This window comes from Phaeobacter cretensis (assembly GCF_047372505.1).
Taxonomy (GTDB): domain Bacteria; phylum Pseudomonadota; class Alphaproteobacteria; order Rhodobacterales; family Rhodobacteraceae; genus Phaeobacter; species Phaeobacter cretensis.
Map to the genome: position 1 here is coordinate 3,064,455 of NZ_JBKBEU010000001.1, position 22,862 is coordinate 3,087,316.

The 22,862-nt window shown below is 57.3% G+C and carries 19 protein-coding genes; 14 read left to right on the plus strand and 5 right to left on the minus strand.

Annotated elements, in window-relative coordinates:
- Both ACEWZM_RS14535 and ACEWZM_RS14540 read right to left on the minus strand, forming a co-directional pair.
- Entirely contained in the window at positions 1–561 is a 561-nt protein-coding gene (locus ACEWZM_RS14535; protein WP_414007114.1) for a TadE/TadG family type IV pilus assembly protein, read from the minus strand.
- A complete protein-coding gene (locus ACEWZM_RS14540; RefSeq protein WP_414007115.1) occupies positions 558–2,240 on the minus strand; it encodes a TadE/TadG family type IV pilus assembly protein in 1,683 nt (560 codons plus the stop codon). The genes ACEWZM_RS14535 and ACEWZM_RS14540 overlap by 4 nt, the downstream gene beginning before the upstream one ends.
- A 357-nt stretch (positions 2,241–2,597) precedes the next feature.
- Between ACEWZM_RS14540 and ACEWZM_RS14545 the strand changes: the two genes are divergently transcribed.
- The 14 genes from ACEWZM_RS14545 (at position 2,598) to ribD (ending at position 18,171) form a co-directional block, all read left to right on the plus strand.
- Positions 2,598–4,028, plus strand: a complete 1,431-nt coding sequence (locus ACEWZM_RS14545) for a Glu/Leu/Phe/Val family dehydrogenase (protein ID WP_414007116.1) — start codon at positions 2,598–2,600, stop codon at positions 4,026–4,028.
- A gap of 321 nt (positions 4,029–4,349) precedes the next feature.
- Positions 4,350–5,603, plus strand: coding sequence for a sarcosine oxidase subunit beta family protein (locus ACEWZM_RS14550; RefSeq protein WP_414007117.1), 1,254 nt, complete (start codon positions 4,350–4,352; stop codon positions 5,601–5,603).
- Positions 5,604–5,684: 81 nt separating this feature from the next.
- Positions 5,685–5,945 (plus strand): sarcosine oxidase subunit delta, encoded by a 261-nt coding sequence (locus tag ACEWZM_RS14555; RefSeq protein ID WP_414007118.1) that lies wholly within the window; start codon positions 5,685–5,687, stop codon positions 5,943–5,945.
- Positions 5,945–8,869, plus strand: a complete 2,925-nt coding sequence (locus ACEWZM_RS14560; RefSeq protein ID WP_414007119.1) for a sarcosine oxidase subunit alpha family protein — start codon at positions 5,945–5,947, stop codon at positions 8,867–8,869. Before ACEWZM_RS14555 ends, ACEWZM_RS14560 begins: the two co-directional genes overlap by 1 nt.
- Complete coding sequence (locus ACEWZM_RS14565) at positions 8,862–9,407, plus strand: sarcosine oxidase subunit gamma (RefSeq protein ID WP_414007120.1); 546 nt, start codon at positions 8,862–8,864, stop codon at positions 9,405–9,407. Before ACEWZM_RS14560 ends, ACEWZM_RS14565 begins: the two co-directional genes overlap by 8 nt.
- A gap of 38 nt (positions 9,408–9,445) precedes the next feature.
- Entirely contained in the window at positions 9,446–9,784 is a 339-nt protein-coding gene (locus ACEWZM_RS14570; RefSeq protein ID WP_414007121.1) for a hypothetical protein, read from the plus strand.
- 1 nt (position 9,785) lies between these two features.
- Positions 9,786–12,038 (plus strand): DNA primase, encoded by a 2,253-nt coding sequence (gene dnaG, locus ACEWZM_RS14575; protein ID WP_414007122.1) that lies wholly within the window; start codon positions 9,786–9,788, stop codon positions 12,036–12,038.
- Between the two features lie 129 nt (positions 12,039–12,167).
- Positions 12,168–14,156, plus strand: coding sequence for an RNA polymerase sigma factor RpoD (gene rpoD, locus ACEWZM_RS14580; protein ID WP_414007123.1), 1,989 nt, complete (start codon positions 12,168–12,170; stop codon positions 14,154–14,156).
- Positions 14,157–14,382: 226 nt separating this feature from the next.
- The gene (locus tag ACEWZM_RS14585; RefSeq protein ID WP_414007124.1) at positions 14,383–14,682 is read left to right on the plus strand and encodes a hypothetical protein; all 300 of its coding nucleotides are present in this window, start codon (positions 14,383–14,385) and stop codon (positions 14,680–14,682) included.
- Positions 14,683–15,078: 396 nt separating this feature from the next.
- Complete coding sequence (locus ACEWZM_RS14590) at positions 15,079–15,489, plus strand: hypothetical protein (protein WP_414007125.1); 411 nt, start codon at positions 15,079–15,081, stop codon at positions 15,487–15,489.
- 96 nt (positions 15,490–15,585) lie between these two features.
- Complete coding sequence (locus ACEWZM_RS14595; RefSeq protein ID WP_414007126.1) at positions 15,586–15,999, plus strand: hypothetical protein; 414 nt, start codon at positions 15,586–15,588, stop codon at positions 15,997–15,999.
- A 53-nt stretch (positions 16,000–16,052) separates the two neighbouring features.
- A complete protein-coding gene (locus ACEWZM_RS14600; protein WP_414007127.1) occupies positions 16,053–16,469 on the plus strand; it encodes a secondary thiamine-phosphate synthase enzyme YjbQ in 417 nt (138 codons plus the stop codon).
- A gap of 119 nt (positions 16,470–16,588) precedes the next feature.
- Positions 16,589–17,056, plus strand: coding sequence for a transcriptional regulator NrdR (nrdR, locus tag ACEWZM_RS14605; RefSeq protein ID WP_414007128.1), 468 nt, complete (start codon positions 16,589–16,591; stop codon positions 17,054–17,056).
- 5 nt (positions 17,057–17,061) lie between these two features.
- Positions 17,062–18,171 (plus strand): bifunctional diaminohydroxyphosphoribosylaminopyrimidine deaminase/5-amino-6-(5-phosphoribosylamino)uracil reductase RibD, encoded by a 1,110-nt coding sequence (gene ribD / locus ACEWZM_RS14610; protein WP_414008049.1) that lies wholly within the window; start codon positions 17,062–17,064, stop codon positions 18,169–18,171.
- Between the two features lie 19 nt (positions 18,172–18,190).
- Here the strand turns inward: ribD and ACEWZM_RS14615 are convergent, their stop codons facing one another.
- The 3 genes from ACEWZM_RS14615 to ACEWZM_RS14625 form a co-directional block, all read right to left on the minus strand.
- Entirely contained in the window at positions 18,191–20,221 is a 2,031-nt protein-coding gene (locus ACEWZM_RS14615) for a capsular polysaccharide biosynthesis protein (RefSeq protein WP_414007129.1), read from the minus strand.
- Between the two features lie 4 nt (positions 20,222–20,225).
- Positions 20,226–21,362, minus strand: coding sequence for a polysaccharide biosynthesis/export family protein (locus ACEWZM_RS14620; RefSeq protein WP_414007130.1), 1,137 nt, complete (start codon positions 21,360–21,362; stop codon positions 20,226–20,228).
- Positions 21,363–21,466: 104 nt separating this feature from the next.
- Complete coding sequence (locus tag ACEWZM_RS14625) at positions 21,467–22,759, minus strand: capsule biosynthesis protein (RefSeq protein ID WP_414007131.1); 1,293 nt, start codon at positions 22,757–22,759, stop codon at positions 21,467–21,469.
- Positions 22,760–22,862: the final 103 nt, after the last annotated feature.

The window sequence follows — 22,862 nt, forward strand, 5'->3', positions numbered from 1 at the left end:
TTACCGAGGCTCCTGAACAAAGGCAGACGTTGCATAAAGACGGATCCGGCCATCGGCGTCATTGTCCATATCATCTGCCAGTCCCCAGTGAGGAAAGACCGGCTGCATCGCCATGCAGGCGCGGATGAACATCAGCTCGTTGGAATCGCCGGTGACAAAGTTGCGGACTGGTTGCACGTCCTCTACCCGGTTTATGCAATCGGGTTCCGGATCAACGGCTGTCCAAGCGTAGGGGTCAACCTGAACCATTTCCAGCCGCAGGGAGGTGCCGCAGTTGCGGATAAAGGCAGATCGGCTGCAGACCTCGTTGCGGATTTCATTGTGTTGCTTGGGGGTGCCGGTAGAGAGGCGCAATCCGCGCACGGTCTGATCCAGCGCCCGCTCCAGCATTGATTGCTGGATTGTGATCATCCCCAGTTCCACCGTGTTCATCAGTAAGAACAGAAAGGCCGGGATCACGAGGGCAAATTCAACCGTGGCGTTGCCATCTTCGTGTTTGCGGAACAGGCGTATAGCTCTGCGGATGCGCGTGGCTCCTTTATGTAGGCCGAAGCAGGTCATTGTGTCAGTCTCAGCTGGCGGATCGAAGTTGCAATGGACGCAAAGGCGTCACGGATCTCAAGGCCGCGAACATCGAAATGATGGGCATCCGAGCTGGCACAATCTTTGAGGACCGCAGTGCCACTGCTGGGGGCTTCAAAGCCGATGGTATAGACTACAATACCTTGGTCCTTGGCTGCATCGCAGACTGCACCGGTGCGCGCGTTCTTAGTGCTGGTGCCCCAGCTGTCGTAGACGCCATAATACCAGGTGTTTCGAGCCGAATATTGCCCCATCCAATCGCCGTAGAGATACTTGTAGAGATACTTTAGCGAAGTTTCCGCAAAGAGATCGCCGTAGCTCAACCGTTGGACATTCGCAGGTTCACCCTGCTCATCCCGCCACGGGCACCCGCTATAGCGGCAGTCGCGATAGCTACCCTGGCCATAGGCGTGATCTTCCCAACTGTAGAAGTTATCCCACCAGTAGCTGTCACGCTGCGGATCATAGAGCGAATAGCGCGGATTGCTGCCGGTGACCGCTGAGTTGTACCAGACATTAGAAGGGCCTTCACGGTGGTCAGATTCGACATAATACTGACTGGTGTTTCTACCGTCGGTCATCAGCACGATGACTTTGACGGTCTCATGATCATTGAATGCCGCCGGCCGATTGCTGAACGTAGCAGGCACCATTGCGCCACCACCGGAGGTCAGTGCGCTGATCGCCGGCCGCGCGCTGGGATCGAGCAGAGCCGTTCCCCACTTCATCCCGACATCAATCGATGTGTTGCCCCTAGCCTCCAGGCCGTTGATGAAATTCTTAAGTGTGTTCGCATCTTTTTGAAACGGCATCACTTCCCGGTGGGCCTCATGTTCACAAACGGGAGACCCTACGAGCTGCGAGCTGGTGCGATAATCGCCGTTGGCCCAAGGGCTGAAATGCATCGTGCGTTTCAGTTCCTCCGTGGTCGACAGAGCGGTGGACTGGAAATGATTGCCGGTAAAGTTTACGCAGTTTGAATATTCGTGCTCATCAGTTGCATTGTATTGGTCCAACAACTCAGACGGCAGGCTAACCTGAGTGGCATAGGGCACGATTGACACCGACATTTTGTCTTCGGTTGTATTGGCAACCATGGTGTCGATAAAATCTGTTGCTGCTACCTTGAGATTGCTCAGTCGGCTGTTGGAGCCCATTGACCCGGAGACATCCAGAACCAGCGAGATCTCTAGCGCGTCGATGCTCTCTTCCGCACGCGACGTAGCATAGAGGGGCATGTCCTGGCCGCTGGAAAACTTCAGCATGTGGGTCTCAAAAGTGGTGTCGATGGTGCTCTGCACCTTTTTGAAACCGATACCTGTCTCGGCTACGGGTGGCGTGTAATATTTGTTGAGGCCAGCCTTATTAAGGTAATCCTGAACAACTATTGCTGGCGGGAGTGGTTGATCCAAATCTGCAGCGGCCAGCACTGCGCGGTCGAGGGTGTATTGCAAGATTGTGCGATCACGCTCCATGCGCATCAGATCGACGCCGATGCCGCCGACGGCCAGCATCGATAGCAAGAAGCCTATCATGGGTTTCAGCAGCACTCCCGATTCATCTCGCCGAAACGCGCGCAACTCTGCGCTGCCTCGAATGGAAGCCGCTATGCAGGCCTGTTGGGCCGTGATGGATATCTTGTCAAAATGCGTACTCATGTAGCGAACCCCCAGCAGCTGACCCCCTGGCACAGCGACTTTGTAAACGGAATTTCTTACTTATTAATGCTTCGTGAAGGTGGCGGAATTGGGGCGTATACTTGGACAAATCGGGCGAATTGTCGTTGATTTTAGTGGTAATAGAGCGCCTGAGGGAACGTTGTTGTGGGCCAGTGAACAAACCGTGGGCGGCGGCGATTCTGCGATTCCTACCGCAAATGCCCTTTTGTTTTGATTTGCCTAAAATTGATTCTTTTTGCTTGGGAATGGTCAAAAAGGTCGCACCTTCTTAATCCAAGAGTCATAGTGTCCGAACACTATCTTACCGAGTCGACGCAGAAGCACGGAGTACAGCCCATGAGCAGTGCAACAGAACCCAGTTTTCGCCAGAGTGTAGACATGATGTTCAACAGGGCGGTGTCCCTGATGGACCTGCCACCGGGTCTGGAGGAAAAGATCAGGGTTTGTAACGCGACCTATACTGTACGTTTTGGCGTGCGTCTGCGCGGAGAGATGCAGACCTTCACCGGATATCGTTCGGTGCATTCCGAACATATGGAACCGGTAAAAGGCGGCATTCGCTATGCCATGGGCGTGAACCAGGATGAGGTCGAAGCCCTAGCAGCTCTGATGACCTATAAATGTGCGCTGGTTGAAGCGCCGTTTGGTGGTTCCAAAGGGGGTCTTTGCATTGATCCCCGACAATATGAAGAACACGAGCTGGAACTGATCACCCGCCGGTTTGCCTACGAATTGGCCAAACGCGACCTGATCAACCCGTCTCAGAACGTCCCAGCGCCCGATATGGGCACAGGCGAGCGTGAGATGGCCTGGATTGCAGACCAATATGCGCGTATGAACACGACGGATATCAACGCCAAGGCCTGCGTCACCGGTAAACCGCTGAATGCAGGCGGGATCGCAGGTCGGGTTGAGGCCACGGGCCGTGGCGTTCAATATGCCTTGCGTGAATTCTTCCGGAATCCGGAAGACGTGGCTGCCGCCAAGATGGAAGGCACCTTGGATGGCAAACGCGTTATTGTGCAGGGTCTCGGCAATGTGGGTTATCACGCTGCCAAGTTCCTGATGTCCGAAGATGGCGCCAAGATCACGGCGGTTATCGAACGTGACGGCGGCCTGATCAACGAAAAGGGTCTTGATATTGAAGCGGTGTTCCAATGGATCGCCAACAACGGTGGTGTGACCGGGTATCCCGATGCACGCTACGTTGAAAACGGTGCTCTGCTGTTGGAAGAAGACTGCGATATCCTGATCCCGGCTGCGCTGGAAGGGGTTATCAACCTCACCAACGCTGACAAGATCAAGACACGCCTGATCATTGAGGCGGCGAACGGTCCTGTGACCGCCGGCGCTGATGAGATCCTGCGCGAAAAAGGGATTGTGATCATTCCCGACATGTATGCCAACGCTGGTGGTGTGACGGTGTCCTACTTTGAGTGGGTCAAAAACCTGAGCCACATCCGCTTTGGCCGGATGCAGCGCCGGCAAGAAGAGGCGCGGCACCAGCTGGTGGTGGATGAGCTGGAGGCGTTGTCGGCAAGTTTGGGCAACACCTGGTCTCTGAACCCCAAGTTCACCGAGCGCTATTTGCGTGGCGCTGGAGAGCTAGAGCTAGTGCGTTCCGGTCTGGATGACACGATGCGGACCGCCTATCAGTCCATGCGTGAAGTCTGGCATGGCCGCAATGATGTAACCGACCTGCGCACCGCTGCTTATCTGGTATCCATCGGCAAAGTTGCCAGCAGTTATCGCGCAAAAGGGCTCTGATCAGCTAAGATCGAGCAATCATAGAGATGATATAGGAGAGGCGGGGTATCCCGCCTCTTTTTCGTTTGTGGGGTGTGTTTCGACTATTCGGCTGAATGCGACCATGCGTGATGATATTCGGTCGGTTTCAGTACTGGACATATATGTCCGGAATGTGCTGCTGATAGCGGAAAGAGCGATTTTCCGATATGAGTGGCTGCGCTCGGGGCTGGTATCCAGAGGTGGATCGCGCCAGACTGTGGCAGCAGATGCTGCGGTAAACCTTGTAACCTGGAATGAGTGACGGGAACGTAAGGGCCAAGACGACGATAGGGGGCGGGGATGCGATTTTCTGGCTGGCGCGTGCTGCGCGAAGGGCTGACAGGCAATCGAGGCTGGCAGGTGCACTGGCGTGATCCTGATCCGAAGCCAGCCTATGATGCTGTGATCATCGGGGGTGGCGGACACGGTCTGGCTACGGCCTATTATCTGGCCAAGGATCATGGAATGCGCAACATTGCCGTGCTGGAGCGCGGCTACATTGGCGGCGGCAATGTTGGGCGCAACACAACAATCGTGCGTGCAAACTACTACCTGCCAGGCAATTCAGAGTTCTATTCTCATTCGCTGAAGCTCTGGGAGGGGCTGGAACAGGATCTGAACTACAACGCGATGATGTCGCAGCGTGGGATCCTGAATGTATTTCACAATGACGCGCAGCGTGACAGCGCGGTTCGGCGGGCAAACTCAATCGTCAATCAGGGCGATGACGCGGAAATCCTGTCTCGGGCACAGCTGCGCGACATGGTGCCGATGCTAAATTATGACAACAATCGCTTTCCTATTCAGGGGGCGCTGCTGCAGCGGCGGGCTGGCACCGCGCGTCATGATGCAGTGGCATGGGGATTTGCGCGCGGCGCTGATCAGCGGGGTGTCGATATCCTGCAGAACTGCGAAGTGACGGGAATTCGCACCGAGGGCGGCAAGGTCGTGGGGGTGGATACCTCCCGTGGTTTGATCCGGGCCGGTAAAGTTGCAATGGCCGCCGCCGGACGCTCAAGCCAAGTGGCCGAGATGGCTGGTTTGACCCTGCCAATCGAAAGCCATGTTTTGCAGGCCTTTGTGTCCGAAGGTCTGAAACCTATCATTGATCACGTGATCACATTTGCCGAGGGGCATCTGTATATCAGCCAATCGGACAAGGGCGGCTTGGTCTTTGGCAGCTATCTGGACCTCTATGCATCTTATGCGGCGCGGGGGAATCTGCCGATGGTGGAGCACACGATGGAGGCTTGCATGGCTATGTTGCCTGCAATCGGTAAGGCTAGGCTGTTGCGCAGTTGGGGTGGTATCATGGACATGACCCCGGATGGTTCGCCAATCATTGATCGCACGTCCATCGATGGGCTCTACCTTAATGCGGGCTGGTGTTATGGCGGGTTCAAGGCAACGCCGGCATCAGGGCAATGTTATGCGCATCTGATTGCAACTGGACAGCCACATGAGGCCGCGCAGGCGTTTAGACTTGATCGGTTTGAGACCGGTCGTGGCCTGATGGATGAGGAGGCGACCGGTGCGCAACATAACCTGCATTGATCGGAAGGCTTCTCCGGTAATCCCAGAGGTAGCCGTAGTAGCGAAATTGAGTGTCTATGGACCGGCGAGGGGGCAGCAGCCATGAGGATTACCTGTCCGATATGTGGTGAGCGTGATCGCCGGGAATTTTACTACCGGGGAGCTGCGGTAAGCGCTCCGGCCGAAGGTGCCGGAGATGAGGCTTGGCATGGCTATTTGCATCTGCGGGATAATCCGGCGGGGCCTGTAGAGGAGTGGTGGTATCACCAGCATGGCTGCGGCAGCTGGGTCAAAGTTCGTCGCGACACAACCAGCCATGAAATACTTGCCGTCCAGCTTGCTGCCACTCAGGGAGGACTCTGATGCGCATTGCAGGATGGGGCAGGAGGTCTGAGGCACCTGAGGTTGGCTTCAGTTTTAATGGCAGGGACCTGCGCGGGCGTGAGGGTGAACCTCTATCGGCGGCGCTGCTGGCCAATGATATTCACTTGGTGGGTCGGTCATTCAAATACCACCGCCCACGCGGCATTCTGACAGCGGGCAGTGAAGAACCCAATGCACTGGTCACCGTTGGGGATGGTGGTCCATCGCAGGAACCGAACCTGCGCGCGACGACGCTGCGGCTTTATGACGGGCTGGAAGCCCATAGCCAGAACTGCTGGCCTTCGGTCGGGTTTGACGCCATGGCGATCAACGATCTGGCTGCTCCCTTTTTGGGGGCCGGGTTTTACTACAAGACCTTTATGTGGCCCGCCGCCTTTTGGGAGAAGATTTACGAGCCGATCATTCGCCGCGCCGCTGGGCTGGGTGCACTATCAGGCGCTCCGGACGATGCGATCTATGAAAAGGCTTACGGGTTTTGTGATCTGCTGGTGATCGGCGCTGGGCCCGCGGGGCTTATGACCGCGCTGACCGCGGCGCGCAGCGGTGCGGATGTGATCCTATGTGATGAAGACAGCCAGCCGGGGGGGCGGTTGTTGAGTGAGCGACAGACTATCAACGGCCTGGCTGCGCACGAGTGGGTGGCTGAGACTGTTGCGGAACTCGATTCTATGGACAACGTGCGCCGCATGGCGCGCACTACGGTGACGGGTGTTTACGATCAGGGCACCTATGGCGCGCTAGAAACGGGCGTAGCAGGTTCAGGCCAGCGTGCGCGTAGCTGCTTCTGGCGGCTTGTTGCGAAACGCGCCATCCTTGCAACTGGTGCCCTTGAGCGGCCGGTGGCTTTTGCCAATAATGACCGGCCGGGTATCATGATGGCGGGTGCCGTGCGGAGTTATCTTAATCGCTGGGGTGTTGCGCCGGGTGAGCGGATTACGGTGTTTGCCAACAATGATGACGCCCACCGTACTGCACGCGATTTGGTTGCAGCCGGTGTACATGTAGCAGCGTTAATTGACAGCCGACATGATGCGCCTCAGAGCGACGAATTCCGGGTGATCCGGGGCGCGCAGGTATGCGATGCTGCGGGTCGACGAAGGCTGGAAAGCCTGACGCTGCAATCAGTGTCAGGTGAGGAAAAGCTGCAGACTGACTGCCTTGCCATGTCTGGTGGCTGGAATCCTACACTGCACCTGACCTGCCATTTGAACGGGCGACCACGCTGGCAACGCAATCGGGCCTGTTTCGTGCCGGAACCTGGTGCCGTACCGGGGCTGGAGGCCGCCGGTGCCTGTCGCGGGCGCTTTAGTACTGCCGCAGCTGTGCAGGATGGCCTTGAGATGGCTGCACGTGCGTTGGAGGCGCTGGGCAAACGGGCTGCATCTGTCGATCTGCCCGAGTGTGAGGACACACCATACCGGATTACCCCGCTTTGGTCTGTTCCGGGGCGGGGCCGCGCCTGGGTAGATTTTCAGAACGACGTTACAGTGAAGGATATCCGTCAGGCCGCAGGCGAGAATTTCCGCTCCGTCGAGCATATGAAACGGTATACGACCCAGGGCATGGCGACGGATCAGGGCAAAAGCTCCAATGTGGTGGCCTTGGCGGTATTGGCAGAGGCTATGGATCGCAGTATTCCCGAGACGGGCACTACCACATTTCGTCCGCCTTATGTGCCTGTGCCGATTGGTGCGTTGGGCGCGGGTGCGCAGGATCAAGGGTTTGCGCCGCGCCGGTTGCTTACTTCGCATGCCATCGCAGAAGATCTCGGCGCGCATATGATGGAGGTTGGCCTGTGGTATCGCGCCAGCTATTTTCCCAAACCCGGTGAGACCAACTGGCGGCAATCCTGTGATCGGGAGGTTGGGTATGTGCGAAAGGCGGTGGGCGTTGCGGATGTCTCTACCCTTGGCAAGATCGACATTCAGGGGCCGGATGCAGCACAGCTGCTGAACTACGTCTATGCCAATGGCTTTGCCAAGCTGAAACCGGGTCGGGTTCGCTATGGGCTGATGTTGCGTGAAGATGGCTTTGTCATGGATGATGGCACCACGGCCTGTCTCGCGCCAAACCACTATGTGATGACAACGACCACCGCCGCCGCAGGGCAGGTGATGGCGCATCTAGAGTTTGTGACCCAGGTGTTGCGCCCTGATTGGGATGTGCGGATCAATTCAGTAACGGAGCAATGGGCGCAATTTTCCATCGCGGGACCCAAGGCGCGAGTGCTATTGCAGGAGCTTCTGGGCGATGCCTTCGTTGCGGCTGACTGGCCGTTTATGGCGTGTGGCGAGATTGCGCTGGGTGATATCACTGCCCGGTTGTTCCGGATCTCTTTCTCTGGCGAGGAAGCTTATGAACTGGCCGTTCCCGCGCGCTATGGAGAGAGCTTGTTTGGTGAGTTGTTGCGCCGGGCCGAGGGGCTTGGCGGCGGGGCGTACGGGCTGGAAGCGCTGAATGTGCTGCGGATCGAGAAGGGGTTTCTAACCCATGCCGAGATCAACGGCACCGCGACGCTGCATGATCTGGGCTTTGGCGGAATGCTGAAATCTGGCAATTCCTGCGTTGGTCGCGAAATGGCGCTACGCGAAGGGTTGACCGACAAGACGCGGATGCGGCTCGTGGGGATCAGGCCTAGCGGTGCGGTGCAGCAGCTGACGGCCGGGGCGCATCTCTTTGATCCGCAGGATTCAGTCGAGCGCGTGCATGATCAGGGCTATGTCACCTCTGTCTGCTATTCCCCCACGCTGGGGCATATGATTGGACTGGCATTGATCAAGGACGGTCCTGACCGGATCGGCGATCCGATCCGCATGGTTGATCACACGGCAGGTCTTGATACGCTCTGCGAGATCGTGGAGCCGGTGTTCTTTGATCCCGAAGGAGAGCGAGCCCGTGATTGAACTGATTGCGAAGACACCCTGTGCCGACATTTTGCCCTGCAAAGTGGGGGAAATGGAGCTGAGCGAGGTTGAGCCTGGCCTGATGACCACGCTGGCGCCTTATGCCGGGCAGGAGCAAGCGCTGTCAGAGCTGCTGGGCGAGGCCCATGGGCTGCGTTGGCCCGCGCCAAACCGTAGCCATTCCAAGGCCGGGGCGCGGATTGCCTGGTTTGGTCGCACCATGGCGCTGCTGACCGGAGTCCAGCCGGATGCGGCCCTCGCGGAGCACGCAGCCCTGACGGATCAGAGCGATGGCTGGGCCGTTGTCCGGCTTGAAGGCGTGCAAGGCGACGATGTCCTGGCTCGGCTTTGTCCGGTGGATTTACGGCCTGCTGTTTTCAAACGTGGCCATACTGTTCGTTGCGAGTTGAAACACATGTCGGCTTCGATCACACGTCTGGGGCCAAAGACTTTGCAGATCATGGTATTTCGCTCGCTTGCGGAAACACTTGTGGAAGATATGAAAACAGCGATGGAAGCTGTCGCGGCACGAGGGTAATCTCTCTGGATCACCAACTGATTCCGGGAACCAAGTGTATGATCCGTCTTGCCCTTGTTGCAGCATTGCTGGCAGCACCAGCCTATGCGGCTGAAAAGAAAGAAAAAAGCTGCAAATATCAAGGGCAGGTCATGGCGGCTGTCCAGCAGGCTCGGCTCGACAAGATCAAGCAGGCAGATGTCGCCCAGACGATTCTGGACAGCGAGCCGGTCTGGCCCGAACAGTACAATAAGGCGATCCCACAGCTCACGGCGCATGTTTATAGCCTGCGTAAGCGCGATCTGCGAAACAATGACTTTGGCGCGTTGCTGGAGCAGCAATGCCTGGCCAATTGGGATCAGATTCAGAACATGAAAAAGCAACTGCAGAGCAACTGATATGTCGCTCCCCCCCGGTTTTCTTGATGAATTGCGTACGCGCGTCAGTCTCACGCAGGTTGTCGGGCGCAAAGTCATGTGGGACCAGCGGAAATCGAACCAAGGCAAAGGCGACATGTGGGCGCCTTGCCCCTTCCATCACGAAAAATCTGCAAGCTTTCATGTCGATGATCGCAAAGGGTTCTATTATTGTTTTGGCTGCCACGCCAAAGGCGATGCGCTGAAGTTCGTGCAGGAAACCGAGAATGTCGGCTTCATGGAAGCCGTGCAGATTCTGGCCCAAGAGGCCGGAATGGAAATGCCTGCTCGTGATCCCAAGGCTCAACAAAAACAAGATCACCGGACACAGCTGGCTGAGGTCATGGAACAGGCGGTTCGGTTTTTTCGCCTGCAGCTCAACACCCGGGCCGGGGAGGGCGCGCGGAGCTATCTTGCACGACGGGGCCTGAGTGGTCCGGCGCTGGAACGTTGGGAGATCGGCTTTGCGCCGGAAGGCTGGCAGAACCTCTGGGACGCGCTGCGCGGTAAGGGTGTGCCGGAAGAGTTGATTATGGGGGCGGGGCTCGCCAAACCATCCAACAAGGGTGGCAAACCATACGACACGTTTCGCAATCGGATTATGTTCCCGATCCGCGATGCGCGGGGACGGGCGATTGCATTTGGTGGCCGCGCAATGGATCCGCGCGATAATGCGAAGTATTTGAACTCGCCGGAGACGGCGCTGTTTGACAAGGGGCGCAGCCTCTACAATCACGGCCCGGCACGCACAGCATCAGGCAAATCTGGCCAACTGCTCGTCGCAGAGGGCTATATGGATGTGATCGCGCTGGCCGAGGGTGGCTTTGATGCGGCGGTTGCCCCCCTGGGCACGGCGATCACCGAAAACCAGTTGCAGATGCTCTGGCGCATCGCGGATGAGCCGATCATCGCGCTGGATGGCGATACGGCTGGCCTACGTGCTGCTATGCGGCTGATTGATCTGGCATTGCCACTATTGGAAGCGGGGAAATCGCTCCGCTTTGCAGTGATGCCGGAAGGTAAGGATCCGGACGATCTGATCCGTTCTGACGGACCCGAGGCGGTGCAGGCCGTGTTGGATCAGGCCATGCCGATGGTGCGGTTGCTGTGGCAACGCGAAACAGAGGGTAAGGTTTTTGACAGTCCGGAACGTAAGGCGGCACTGGATAAGGCCTTGCGCGAGAAAGTCCGACTGATCCGCGACCCGTCGATCCGACGCCATTACGGCGAGGATTTGCAGGATCTGCGTTGGCAGCTGTTTCGTGGCGGGCGAAGCCGTGACGATGCGGCAGGGGGCGGTCTGGGCGTCGACCTTGATCCGGCGCCGGATCCCGGGTTTGATCCTGGGCCGAGCTTTGACGCGGGTTTCGCTCCGGCAGGTGATCCTGGCTATGACACAGGTTTTGACGCTGGTTATGATGTCGGGTCAGACAGTGGGTTTGACCCTGGCTATGATCGTGGATTTGATCCGGGGTATGACAAAATTCCGGCCGGAACCTCAGGGACAACGTCACCGTCCGGCGGCCAGGGTTATGGCAAAATTCAGGGTGGTTACTCGGCTGGCAAATCTCGCAAAAGCGGGGGCTTTCGCGACGGGGCACGGATGCCCTGGCGGGGCAAGAACGCTCCACCGCAGCCACTCGAGACCACTCGGAATTCGCTGCTTGCGGGTGGCAGCGATGAGTCGTTGGTTCGTGTCCGCGAGGCGGTCATTTTGGCGACGGTGATCACCACACCGGCTGTTATCACCAAATATGAGGTCAATTTGGAGCGCATGGCCTGCATTGGCTCTGACCACGCGGTGCTGCGCGATCTCGTGCTGCGCTACGGCGTTGATGCGCCGGAGCAGCTGAAAGACGAAATTGCGAATGTTGCCGGGGCACATGCCCTTGAAAACCTCTTTGCGCTTCGCCATGTGGCAATCAGCCCCTGTCTGCGTCGCCCCGGCGATGTGGAGACCGCCAGCCTGACCCTCGCTGAGGAATTCGCAAAGTTGGAGGCCAGCCGGGGTCTCGATGCGGAGTTGGCTGAGGCAGAGGAAGATTTGGACGGGCTTGCGGACGAAGCCGTGACATGGCGATTGGGGCAGGCTGCAGAAGCCCGCAACAAAGCCGTGCGCAGCGAAAACGAAGACCGAGCACAATATGATGTGGGAGAAAACGGCGCGCGCCTAAATCGTGATGAACGCGACGCTTTCGGAGCCCTATTGGAACGAATTGGCTACTCCAAGAAGTGACCGCTGCGCCGCAGTGAGTCGTTTTGCTAAGGAAGAGCAAAAGAAAAACGGGTAAACCGGGTGACGAATCAGAGGATTCGGATAATGATTCGCGAAACCGAATCGCCCAGCCCCTACGAGGAGCATTGAATGGCCGCCAAAGATACCGACGACCGTAAACCTGACGATCAGGAACCCGAAATCTCTCTCGACATGAGCCAGACTCAGGTCAAGAAGATGATCGCCGAAGCGCGTGAGAAGGGTTACATCACCTATGATCAGCTCAATCAGGTCCTGCCGCCGGATCAGGTAAGCTCGGAGCAGATCGAGGATGTGATGTCCATGCTCTCCGAAATGGGCATCAACATCATCGAGGACGAGGAAGCCGAAGAGGAAGAGCAGAAGGGCTCAACTGATCTGGTCACGACCGAGAGCAACCGCGAAGTCGCGGTAGCCGGGGCGGCAGCTGAGAAGCTGGACCGTACTGATGACCCTGTGCGCATGTACCTGCGCGAAATGGGCTCTGTCGAACTGCTGAGCCGTGAGGGCGAAATCGCGATTGCCAAGCGGATCGAAGCTGGCCGCAATACGATGATCGCCGGGCTGTGTGAAAGCCCGCTGACGTTTCAGGCGATCACCATCTGGCATGACGAACTTCTGTCCGAAGACATCCTGCTGCGTGATGTGATTGATCTTGAGGCGACGTTTGGCAATCAGCTGGACGAAGATGGCGAAGTGAGTGAGCCGGTGGTGGATACTTCTGCCGTGGCTTCTAACAAGCCTGTGGCCAAGGATACCGGCCCGGAGCTGGACGCCGATGGCAATCCGATCGCGCAAGACGACGAGGATGATGAAGACGATCAGGCCAATATGTCCCTTGCCGCGATGGAAGCCGCGCTGAAGGACAAGGTGCTGACCACGCTTGAGCAGATTTCGTCTGATTATGCACAGCTGAGCGAAATGCAGGACAGCCGAATTTCGGCAACTCTGAACGAAGATGGCTCCTTCAGCGAACGTGATGAACAGGTCTACCAATCGCTACGCGCTGAAATCGTGCTGCTGGTGAACGAACTGCATCTGCACAACAATCGTATTGAAGCGCTGATTGACCAGCTTTACGGTATCAACCGCCGTGTTATGTCGATTGACAGCTCGATGGTGAAACTAGCCGATCAGGCCCGTATCAACCGACGCGAGTTTGTCGACGCGTATCGTGGCCGCGAGCTGGATCCGAACTGGCTAACCGATATGGGCGATAAGCCCGGCCGTGGCTGGCAGATGTTTGTTGAGCGTTCCACCGACAAGGTCGAAGAGCTGCGCGCCGATATGGCGCAGGTGGGCCAATATGTCGGTTTGGATATCTCGGAATTCCGCCGCATCGTGCAGCAGGTTCAAAAAGGCGAGAAAGAAGCCCGTCAGGCCAAGAAGGAAATGGTCGAGGCGAACTTGCGTCTCGTGATCTCCATCGCCAAGAAATACACCAACCGCGGCTTGCAGTTCCTCGATCTCATTCAGGAAGGCAACATCGGCCTGATGAAGGCTGTGGACAAATTCGAATACCGTCGCGGCTATAAATTCTCGACCTACGCCACATGGTGGATCCGTCAGGCGATAACACGCTCGATTGCGGATCAGGCGCGGACGATCCGTATCCCTGTGCATATGATCGAGACGATCAACAAACTGGTTCGTACTGGTCGCCAAATGCTTCACGAGATCGGTCGAGAGCCGACGCCTGAAGAACTGGCAGAAAAGCTGCAAATGCCGCTTGAGAAAGTCCGCAAGGTGATGAAAATCGCCAAGGAACCGATCAGCCTCGAGACACCAATCGGTGATGAGGAAGACAGCCAGCTGGGCGATTTCATCGAGGATAAGAATGCCGTGCTGCCCCTGGACAGCGCCATTCAGGAAAACCTCAAAGAAACCACGACCAGGGTTCTGGCTTCACTTACGCCACGTGAAGAACGTGTTCTGCGGATGCGCTTTGGCATCGGCATGAACACCGACCACACATTGGAAGAGGTCGGTCAGCAGTTCAGCGTGACACGTGAGCGGATCCGTCAGATTGAAGCCAAGGCGCTGCGCAAGCTGAAGCACCCAAGCCGGTCGCGTAAGCTGCGGTCTTTCCTCGACCAATAAGACTGGCATGCACAGACAGATAAAAGGCGCTCCAGTGGGGCGCCTTTTTATTTGGACCGGTTACGTTGCCGGACACAACGCCACTAGGTACTGCCGCCAAATCCTCTTAGATATGCTTTTCCACTTCGGTCGCTTCGTTAACCATTTCGTATGGTCGGCATTTGTTTTCGTACCTCGAACTCTTATCTTACCAACATATTAATTCCGCAAATTTGGAGGGGACCCAATGCCGCATAAGTCGAACTTGAGCGATGCACTGAATGTGTTGGATGACAAACTCCGCTCATTGGGCACGCTGGCAAAGGCGAATTCCTTTCTGGTCGAAATTTTGCGCAAAGATCGTGCGCTGCTTGAGCACATGGGGGCCGATGATGTTCGTGCGATGCTGATGAAACGCGCGCGCCTGGCATTTGGTGAAACTGCTGGGGAGGCTGCCGACCCGGATGTTCTTGAGGTGTTGGCGGGTTCGCTTACGGACGGGCGAACGGCTGAAGTCATTCCGTTCCCTTCTGAGCGTCACCAATAGACAACCAACGCGTTCCGGCATCGGACATTGCTCAGAGAAAACCTGCCAGGCTGTATTCACGGTCTGGCCGGGCTGTATTGGTATGGTCTGACGCTGCGCCATCCATGAGGGTGACGGCGATCAACGTGTTTTTAGGGCTGCCGAAGAGACCTCCTTTCCAAGGAGGATTTGGAGCTTAACGCGGTATCGACAGCATAACTTCCAGAGATGTTTAACTTACGTCACAGAGATGAATGTGAACGGTTGTGATTAGCTTCTTTCGTCTGGATCTGGAATTCTGGCTATGACTCTCTATCTGTAAATCACGGAACTCATGCTCCCACGGGGGCGCTAGGTGGGCGCAATCCGCCTCAGAGAGCCGTGTTTGCTCGCAGATTACTCATCAGGGATTGGCACATGCGACTATTTTCTATGACCCTCGCGGCGGCGCTGACGCTATCTGCTTGCGCTGAGGCAGCCCCGAACAGTCATGTCACTGTGGATGGCGCCCGTGTTTTTGCTCTGTCCGATGGCGGCTTTGAAGTAGCCCCGCGACAGGGGGCGGTGCGTTCTGCTTTTTGGTGTGGCGCTGCCGACTATGCCCGTCGCACACTCGGCGCTGGATGGAGGCAGGATATTTACGTCGCACGGGGTTTGGGCAAAGGGGTCGCAGTAGACCGCAAATCTACCGTGCATTTCACGCTGACCCCGGTTGGAAGTGACAAAGGTGAGAGCTGGTTGAAGCGCACCAATGCTTATCGCATCGGCGATCACCTTACTGTCCAAGAGGCTGATTATCAGTGCAACAGCGCCTTTATCCGTTTCTAAGAGGCATCTTTACAAATTGAAGGCTTGGTTATGACCTGCGCTCTTTCTTTCAGTTCCCGTTTGATCGCATTTGGAGACGTCAAACGGCGTCACTCGATGCTTATCGCGCTGGTGACTGGCCTTTTCCTCGCAGCTCTATCGAACCCGGTGTTTGCCTATCGCGCTATCAACCGTCTTCAGGTGGTACCCGCTGCGGCTGGTCAGTTTGAGGTCATCGGTCGGGCTGGTGCGTTGAAATCAGATTATTGGTGTGCCGCTGGTGACTATGTCCGCAAATCCTTGGGGCTGCCTTGGCAGACGAAGATCTATGCCGTAGCAGACATAGGAGCGGGCACCACAACAGGCGCACGCTCTGCGGTGCGGTTCACTTTGGATCCAGCTGCTGCAGGCGTAACGCCTTTTGTCGGGAGCTGGACAGGGAACATTCTGACACCGGGGTATGCGCTGCGCACTAATTCCGCTTTTGGAAAATGCGAAGATTGGATCTTTCCCTTTCGTAGCCGCGACTGATAGTTGATTTGCCTGGCCACATATAGGCAAACCCACATATACAGAGGTTGTTCATGCACGCGCAGTTCACGGTTAGCACCCGCGGTCAGGGGCTGTATGAAATCACAGATCAGATAGTTAGTTGGGTGCGGGAGGCAGATGTCGACGTTGGTGTTTTGACCCTGTTCGTTCAACACACCTCTTGCTCTTTGCTGATCCAGGAAAATGCCGACCCGGAGGTCAAGGATGATCTATTGGCTTATTTCTCGCGCTTGGTTCCGCCTGCATCAGATCCGTCCATGTCCTATCTGCGTCATACCTATGAGGGTCCGGATGACATGCCGGCACATATCAAGGCAGCCATATTACCCGTCAGTCTGACGATCCCTGTGGTCGGCTCCCGCCCTGCTTTGGGCACATGGCAGGGCATCTATCTCTTCGAGCATCGTGACGCGCAGCATTGTCGAAGGTTGATCGCACATTTGGTCTGACCCCGGTATCTTGTGGTTCCAAATCGCCTCTACCCAAACCCTAGAGGCTGCCATATAGTTGTGGATAAGGGTGCTTCGGCGTCTGGTTGAACGGCGGACTGGAACAGGGGGGACAGCTGATGCGATGCCCGTTTTGCGGAAATATCGATACCCAAGTAAAGGACTCGCGCCCTGCTGAGGATCATGTTTCGATCCGGCGGCGTCGGTTTTGTCCTGCCTGCGGAGGTCGGTTCACAACCTATGAACGCGTGCAGCTGCGGGATCTTGTTGTGATTAAGACCAACGGCAAACGCGAAGATTTTGATCGCGATAAGCTGGAGCGCTCGATCCGAATTTCGATGCAAAAACGCCCGATTGAGCCAGATCGCATCGATCAGATGATTTCCGGGATCGTGCGTCGGTTGGAAAGCATGGGCGAGACTGATATTCAATCAAGCAAGATCGGCGAGATCGTGATGGAAGCGCTTGCCCGGATCGATACCGTTGCCTACGTGCGCTTTGCCAGTGTTTATAAAAACTTCCAGGCGGCAGATGACTTCGAGGATTTCGTCCACGAGTTGCGCCCTGATGTGATGCCTGAAGAGTGAGCCACATCGGACGGGTACGGCCCGAGGATACGCGATACATGTCGCTTGCCCTTTCGCTCGGGCGGCGGGGGCAGGGGCAATGCTGGCCCAACCCTGCGGTTGGTTGTGTGATTGTGAGCGCCGGCCGCATTATTGGTAGAGGTTGGACACAACCCGGCGGTCGCCCCCATGCAGAGCCCGTGGCACTGCGTCAGGCCGGTAAGCTGGCACGGGGGGCTACGGCTTATGTCTCTCTCGAACCCTGCTCCCATACCGGTAAGACACCGCCTTGTGCCCAAGCACTGATTGATGCTGGTGTCGCGCGGGTTGTCGCAGCGATCGAAGATAGCGACCCTCGTGTATCCGGGCATGGGTTTACCATGCTGCGAGATGCCGGGATCGAAGTTGTCAGCGGGGTTTGCTCGGATGATGCCGCACGGGATCACGCTGGGTTCTTTCTGAGAACAGAACAGGGGCGCCCATTTGTGACGTTAAAGCTTGCCAGCAGTTTTGATGGCCGGATCGCCACCGCGAGTGGTGAAAGTAAATGGATCACTGGGCCACAATCCCGGCGCACAGTTCATGCCATGAGGGCACGCCATGATGCGGTGATGGTGGGCGGTGGCACAGCGCGGGTGGATGACCCGTCTCTGACTGTGCGTGACCTCGGTATGGAGCGGCAGCCGGTGCGGGTGGTGATTTCGCGCCATCTGGATTTGCCATTGATGGGCAAGCTGGCGCGCAGTGCCCGCGATATTCCACTTTGGATCTGCCATGGTGCCGGTGCAGATGCTGAGCGTCTGCGCGCTTGGGAGGGAGTAGGGGCGACACTCTTGTCCTGTGCTGAGGATGAAATGCAACTAGACGCCGGAGACGTCCTGCAGCAGCTGGGGCAGGCTGGATTGACGCGGGTCTTCTGCGAGGGTGGCAGCGCCCTTGCGGCCTCTCTTCTGGCGCAAGACCTTGTCGATGAGCTGGTCGGCTTTACTGCCGGGCTGGGTATGGGCGGCGATGGGCTCTCGTCTATCGGCAGCCTTGGGCTGGAGGCACTGGGAGATGCGCCGCGCTTTGACCTGATCGATGTACGCCCGGTTGGTGCGGATATTCAGCACCGGTGGGCGCGGTCTCTGGGTTAGCCTCTATTTGTGCCGCAATTTAGCGCCAGATGTGGGCGTAGGTGGACAGCAGCCCCTGAAGCTTGGCGAGGGTTCTATTCACTGTGCCGGGCGTAGGAATGTCGCCTTTGGCAAGCCGCTCAACCACCAGCTCTACCTGACAAGGTAAGCCACTAACCGGGTCGACATAGCGCGGATAGTCAATCAGCGTTGCATGAACCAAACCGACCAGCGACGGGCGCGCGCGACGTCTGGCGATGGGTACGGCTCCGAGGTCTTTGGTCAATCCCCAACCGGCATAGAAGGGCGCACCGACCGTGGTGACCTTGACCCCGCGCAAAAGGGCCTCAAACCCCAATAGCGAGGTCATTGTCCAGACCTCATGTACCATATCCAACAGCGCCATCGGATCACTGTCCGGGACCACGACATCGGCGAGTTGGTCTGCAACAAGAGTGCCATCTCGCAGGCCTGCTTCGACATCCGGGTGTGGCTTGTAAATGAGCACAGCATCAGGATTCGCTGCGCGTGCTGCGCGCAGCAGATCGGCATTGGTCGCGATTTTCTCACAGCCTAGACGAACAGAGGCATCATCCGCGACCTGGCCCACTACAAGTACGCGGTGTCCCTCCGGGAGATCCGGCACCGAACCGCCGAGATTGTATTTTGACAGGCTGTCTCGCACCAATCGCCGGGTCAAATCTTCGGCGCGTCGTGTTTGCTCTGGTGAGAGTGTGACCCGAGCAGCGATCAGATCTTCGAGATCGCTGGGCTGGTGCGGGTCATAGTAGATTCCTTGCCTGTCCACGACCAAGGATAAGGCCGGCACGAGATCGGCCCCCAAACCGCGGGAGCGCAGGAACCCGTCTTCAACACGATGCGCGCCTGGAGACTGTCCGGTACTGACCCGCCCAGCCCAGATCATCCAATTGCGGCCGCTGGACCGTGCTGTTTTCGGACTGTCGCTGAATCGCATGCGCCGGTGCCGACCAAAAAACTGCTGCAGCGGGCGCCGTTTCCACAATCTCATTCCGGAGGCAATCCAGCCAGCACGATCCTGACGCCAAGCGCGGGTTTCAGACTCTAGCGCGTCTATGACCTCTTCGAGTTCGCAAAGGCGGTCATTATAGGGGCTGTACCAGGTCGGGTAGAGGATCATGGCGGCGGCAAACAATTGCGCGCGTGTCAGGCGTCGCTGGCGGCGAGTAACGGGAAACTCATCCTCGCTGAGGCCCCATCCGGCATAAAATGGCTGGCCAAAGATTCGCGGCTTGTGGCCGCATAGGATTGCTTCGAACCCCATTTGTGACGACACCGTGTAGACGGCGATTGCGCCTTCAAGGAGCGCCCATGGTGACACTGGGGCATCAAGGATCTCTACTCGGCCTTGCGCATCTGCCTCTGTGTAGTAGCCGTGACGATGGCCTGCGCGGCCCTCGGGGTGAGATTTGATGATTATGCGTGCGCCGGGATGTTCGTCCTGCGCGTAAAACAACATTTCTTGAAATCGCGCGCGATCGGTGCCTTCAAACGGGGTAGAGGCACGAACCGAAGCATCGCCGCGTGCCTGATCAATGACGAGAACATAGCCGGGATCCGGTGCCGGGGCATCGGGCGAATAGGCGTTGTATTTGCTCAGATGTGCGTCTTGTAGCCGGGCTATGGCCCTCCGGGCGCGGCGCATCAGCGCGCTGTCATCGAGAGGATGGGTCGCGAGCAGTCGCTCCAAATCTGAGGGCGTTTCGGGATCAAAATGCAGACCGGACCGGTCCAGCAATAGCCCCAACGGCGGTTCTCCGTCCCGGCCGGGATGGATAGAGCGCAGAAATGCGTCTTCGACCCGCAACAGGTTGCAACCCTGCGCTGCTGCAACCGAATGGGCCCGATGTGCGGTATCTGCATTGCCCCAAACCGCAATGAGGTCGTCGGGCTCAGGTTTGCCTAGCTTCAGCTCATACCCTGCCAGTGACAGGATACGCCGCAGCCGTCGTTGGCGCAGAAAACCAGCGTTGAAATAGAAAAGCCGGGAGCGTTCGCCCCCGGCTTTTGTCGTTAGGTGTGTTTCTATCATGCTATCAGCCGCTGCTGCCTAAACTCCGGAGGCTGGAGATGGGCGCCAGCGGGCTGGCAAGGAGGGAAATCGTTTTGACCCACTGAGCGTAGGGTGCTTCTGTCACATAGAGCGTGTCTGAATCGCGGATCACAAAGTCGCGGGCCACAAACAGACCGTTGGGTTTGGTGAGATTCAGAACGTAGACTAGGCGTTGAGCACCGATCAGATCACTGCGCCCCAGTACCTGGTTGGCAATCTCGGCAGGCTCATTGCGCAGCACGAAGACGCCAGTTGGGTCTGATGCGGTGGACACAAGTCCGCCAACCTGTGCGATGGCTTCAAGTGCGGACAGGTTCTGGCTTTCAAATGGGACACGTGCTTGTGAGCTGGTCGCCCCAAGTGCGGTAAAGGAGCGGCTGTCTTCTTCGACCAGAATCTTGTCGCCGCCGCGCAACGCAATATCCAGCGAGGGGTGTTTGAAGAGATCCTGGAACCAGATTGTGCCACGTTGACTGCCCCGAATGATGGTCACTTGAGCGTTTTCCGGCTCAATCGCGACACCGCCAGCTTGGGCGAGCATGGTCGCCAGGGTACGGGTCGGGCGTTCGATGGGATAGACGCCCTGCCCACCAACGGCCCCTGTCAGGCTGACAGTTGCCCCATCGCCTGCAAGGCGGCGGACCTGAACCTGCGGATCGGGGGTCTGGTCTTCGAGTTTTTTGGTAATGGTGCGACGCAGTTGGTCAGGCGTATTGCCCGAAGCGCGCAGTCGGCCGGCGTAGGGAACAAAGATGAAGCCACCGCTGTCGACCTGCACTTCTTCCAGTATGGTGGAATTGGTCGTTTCTGCCGCCAGCAAGCCATCATCGACGTTTTCCCAGACTGTTAGGCCCAGAACGTCGCCTGGACGGATCACGTCAGACGTCAGTTTTCCGGCATTGCGGAAACTGTCAGAGAACCCAAGCGCCGGTACCACGGCGGTGGCGCGGGTTACACGATCATTAACCGATACAACGAAGGCATCGCCCTCTTTTTGCACGGAGCCTGCGTAGATTTGACGCTTATTTGGACCAACCTGCGGCAGGCCACAGGACGCTGCCAGCGTCAGTGCGGCCATCATCGCAACCGGTCGCGCCCATTGAAAGGGAACGGTTTTCACTGCTCGGTCTCCTCGACCTATTATTGTTTTATTGTTCTGCCTCAAGTTTTGAAGTGAAGCTACCGCAGTGTCTTGGAGAAATCCAGCCTTGGGCGTGTGATCGTTTAGCTCACTACACGCAACTGTTGCCGGGGTGCCGCTGTGCCTTGCAGGAGCGCCTCATATGGGTCCTCTGATGCGAGCATCATATCGACCACCTGCCGAAGCAACTGGCGGCGGCCTTTGCGTGAATAAAATCCGCCAGGCAGTTGCGAGGTTTCGAGCAAATAACGACGATAGTCCTTGTAGGCACGATTGTCCGGACGTGCCGGGGCCGCAAAGAAGTCGGGCAGGGGTTGGTTCGAAACAAATTCAGGTTTGTCATAGACCGCTTTGCCAAACACTTTTAGTGGAATGCCGCGCCAGAGCACTTGCTGGCCTGCGGTCGAATTTACGGTGACCGCAGTCCGTGCTTCGTTCAGCAAGGTGGCCAGCTTGCCACCGCGGACATAGTGTACCCGGCGTTCAAGGCCGTAGCGTTTGGCCAGTTGTCGCACGGTATAGCGGATTGGTACGCGGCCATCCTCCAGCGGATGAGCCTTGACGACCAAATGATGATGGCGCGGGGCACCTTTGGCAAAGTCCCGAAATACGTCCGTCAGGAAATCCGTTAAACTGTCGAAGGGCGAATGCTCCTGAAAGGCACTGTCATGTTCCAGCTGCAGCAAGGCCAAGTGATAGGGAAAACCGCCATTGCGGATACGCAGTGTGGCAAGGCGGCGTTCTAGTGCCTGCAATGGCATCAGCACAAGTCGGCGCAGATAGAGCTGAAATTCGCGGGTGACCGGCAATGCCCTATGGGGGCGGAACTGACGGTATCCCCGATTTAGAAACATCACGCAGCCATGGTAAAGCGCACCATAGAAAACATGCTGGCGGGTGTCCCCCCAATGCGAGGGCGGCAGCGGTGCTTCCATATCCGATAGGGCAAGGGCTTCGGCCATCGCGCTCACCGGCATGTCCATCAGCCGCGAATGCCCGTTGGAACCGTCACGCTCATATGTGACCCAATAGGGGCGCAGATACCCCTCCTCGAATACGTGAACGCGGATGCCGCGGGCCTTCGCAGCGGCGACAGCCTTGGCATGGATGGGGCGTGTGTCGCCGTAAAGCACGAGATCAGTAACCTGGCGGCCTTCCAGAAGCTGTTCGAGATGGAAAGGCCACTCGTCCGGGGTGCCACGGTAGGGCAGGTAGCTGCTCCGGTCATGCCAGAATGCCTTGTCTCCGGCGTTGAAGCCGACCCGCCATACATCGCAACCTGCCGCGCGCAGCATCTCTGCCAAGCTGGAGAAGAACGGGCCATGAGGGCCCTGCAGGAACAGAAATGTGCGTTTGGGGTCATGAGCGTTGTGCATAATGGGCAGTATATATCCCGACTGTACAAACAATGGCTTAACTTACTAACGAGGTTTAACCATCTTTAGAGCGAAAGTAGAGTTATCAGGCATGGCGATGCAA

Bases quoted from the DNA above. Each gene is read 5' to 3' on its own strand.
- ACEWZM_RS14535 (WP_414007114.1), bottom strand. From the start codon at position 561: ATGACCTGCTTCGGCCTACATAAAGGAGCCACGCGCATCCGCAGAGCT.
- ACEWZM_RS14540 (WP_414007115.1), bottom strand. From the start codon at position 2,240: ATGAGTACGCATTTTGACAAGATATCCATCACGGCCCAACAGGCCTGC.
- ACEWZM_RS14545 (WP_414007116.1), top strand. From the start codon at position 2,598: ATGAGCAGTGCAACAGAACCCAGTTTTCGCCAGAGTGTAGACATGATG.
- ACEWZM_RS14550 (WP_414007117.1), top strand. From the start codon at position 4,350: ATGCGATTTTCTGGCTGGCGCGTGCTGCGCGAAGGGCTGACAGGCAAT.
- ACEWZM_RS14555 (WP_414007118.1), top strand. From the start codon at position 5,685: ATGAGGATTACCTGTCCGATATGTGGTGAGCGTGATCGCCGGGAATTT.
- ACEWZM_RS14560 (WP_414007119.1), top strand. From the start codon at position 5,945: ATGCGCATTGCAGGATGGGGCAGGAGGTCTGAGGCACCTGAGGTTGGC.
- ACEWZM_RS14570 (WP_414007121.1), top strand. From the start codon at position 9,446: ATGATCCGTCTTGCCCTTGTTGCAGCATTGCTGGCAGCACCAGCCTAT.
- dnaG (WP_414007122.1), top strand. From the start codon at position 9,786: ATGTCGCTCCCCCCCGGTTTTCTTGATGAATTGCGTACGCGCGTCAGT.
- rpoD (WP_414007123.1), top strand. From the start codon at position 12,168: ATGGCCGCCAAAGATACCGACGACCGTAAACCTGACGATCAGGAACCC.
- ACEWZM_RS14585 (WP_414007124.1), top strand. From the start codon at position 14,383: ATGCCGCATAAGTCGAACTTGAGCGATGCACTGAATGTGTTGGATGAC.
- ACEWZM_RS14590 (WP_414007125.1), top strand. From the start codon at position 15,079: ATGCGACTATTTTCTATGACCCTCGCGGCGGCGCTGACGCTATCTGCT.
- ACEWZM_RS14595 (WP_414007126.1), top strand. From the start codon at position 15,586: ATGCTTATCGCGCTGGTGACTGGCCTTTTCCTCGCAGCTCTATCGAAC.
- ACEWZM_RS14600 (WP_414007127.1), top strand. From the start codon at position 16,053: ATGCACGCGCAGTTCACGGTTAGCACCCGCGGTCAGGGGCTGTATGAA.
- nrdR (WP_414007128.1), top strand. From the start codon at position 16,589: ATGCGATGCCCGTTTTGCGGAAATATCGATACCCAAGTAAAGGACTCG.
- ACEWZM_RS14615 (WP_414007129.1), bottom strand. From the start codon at position 20,221: ATGATAGAAACACACCTAACGACAAAAGCCGGGGGCGAACGCTCCCGG.
- ACEWZM_RS14625 (WP_414007131.1), bottom strand. From the start codon at position 22,759: ATGCACAACGCTCATGACCCCAAACGCACATTTCTGTTCCTGCAGGGC.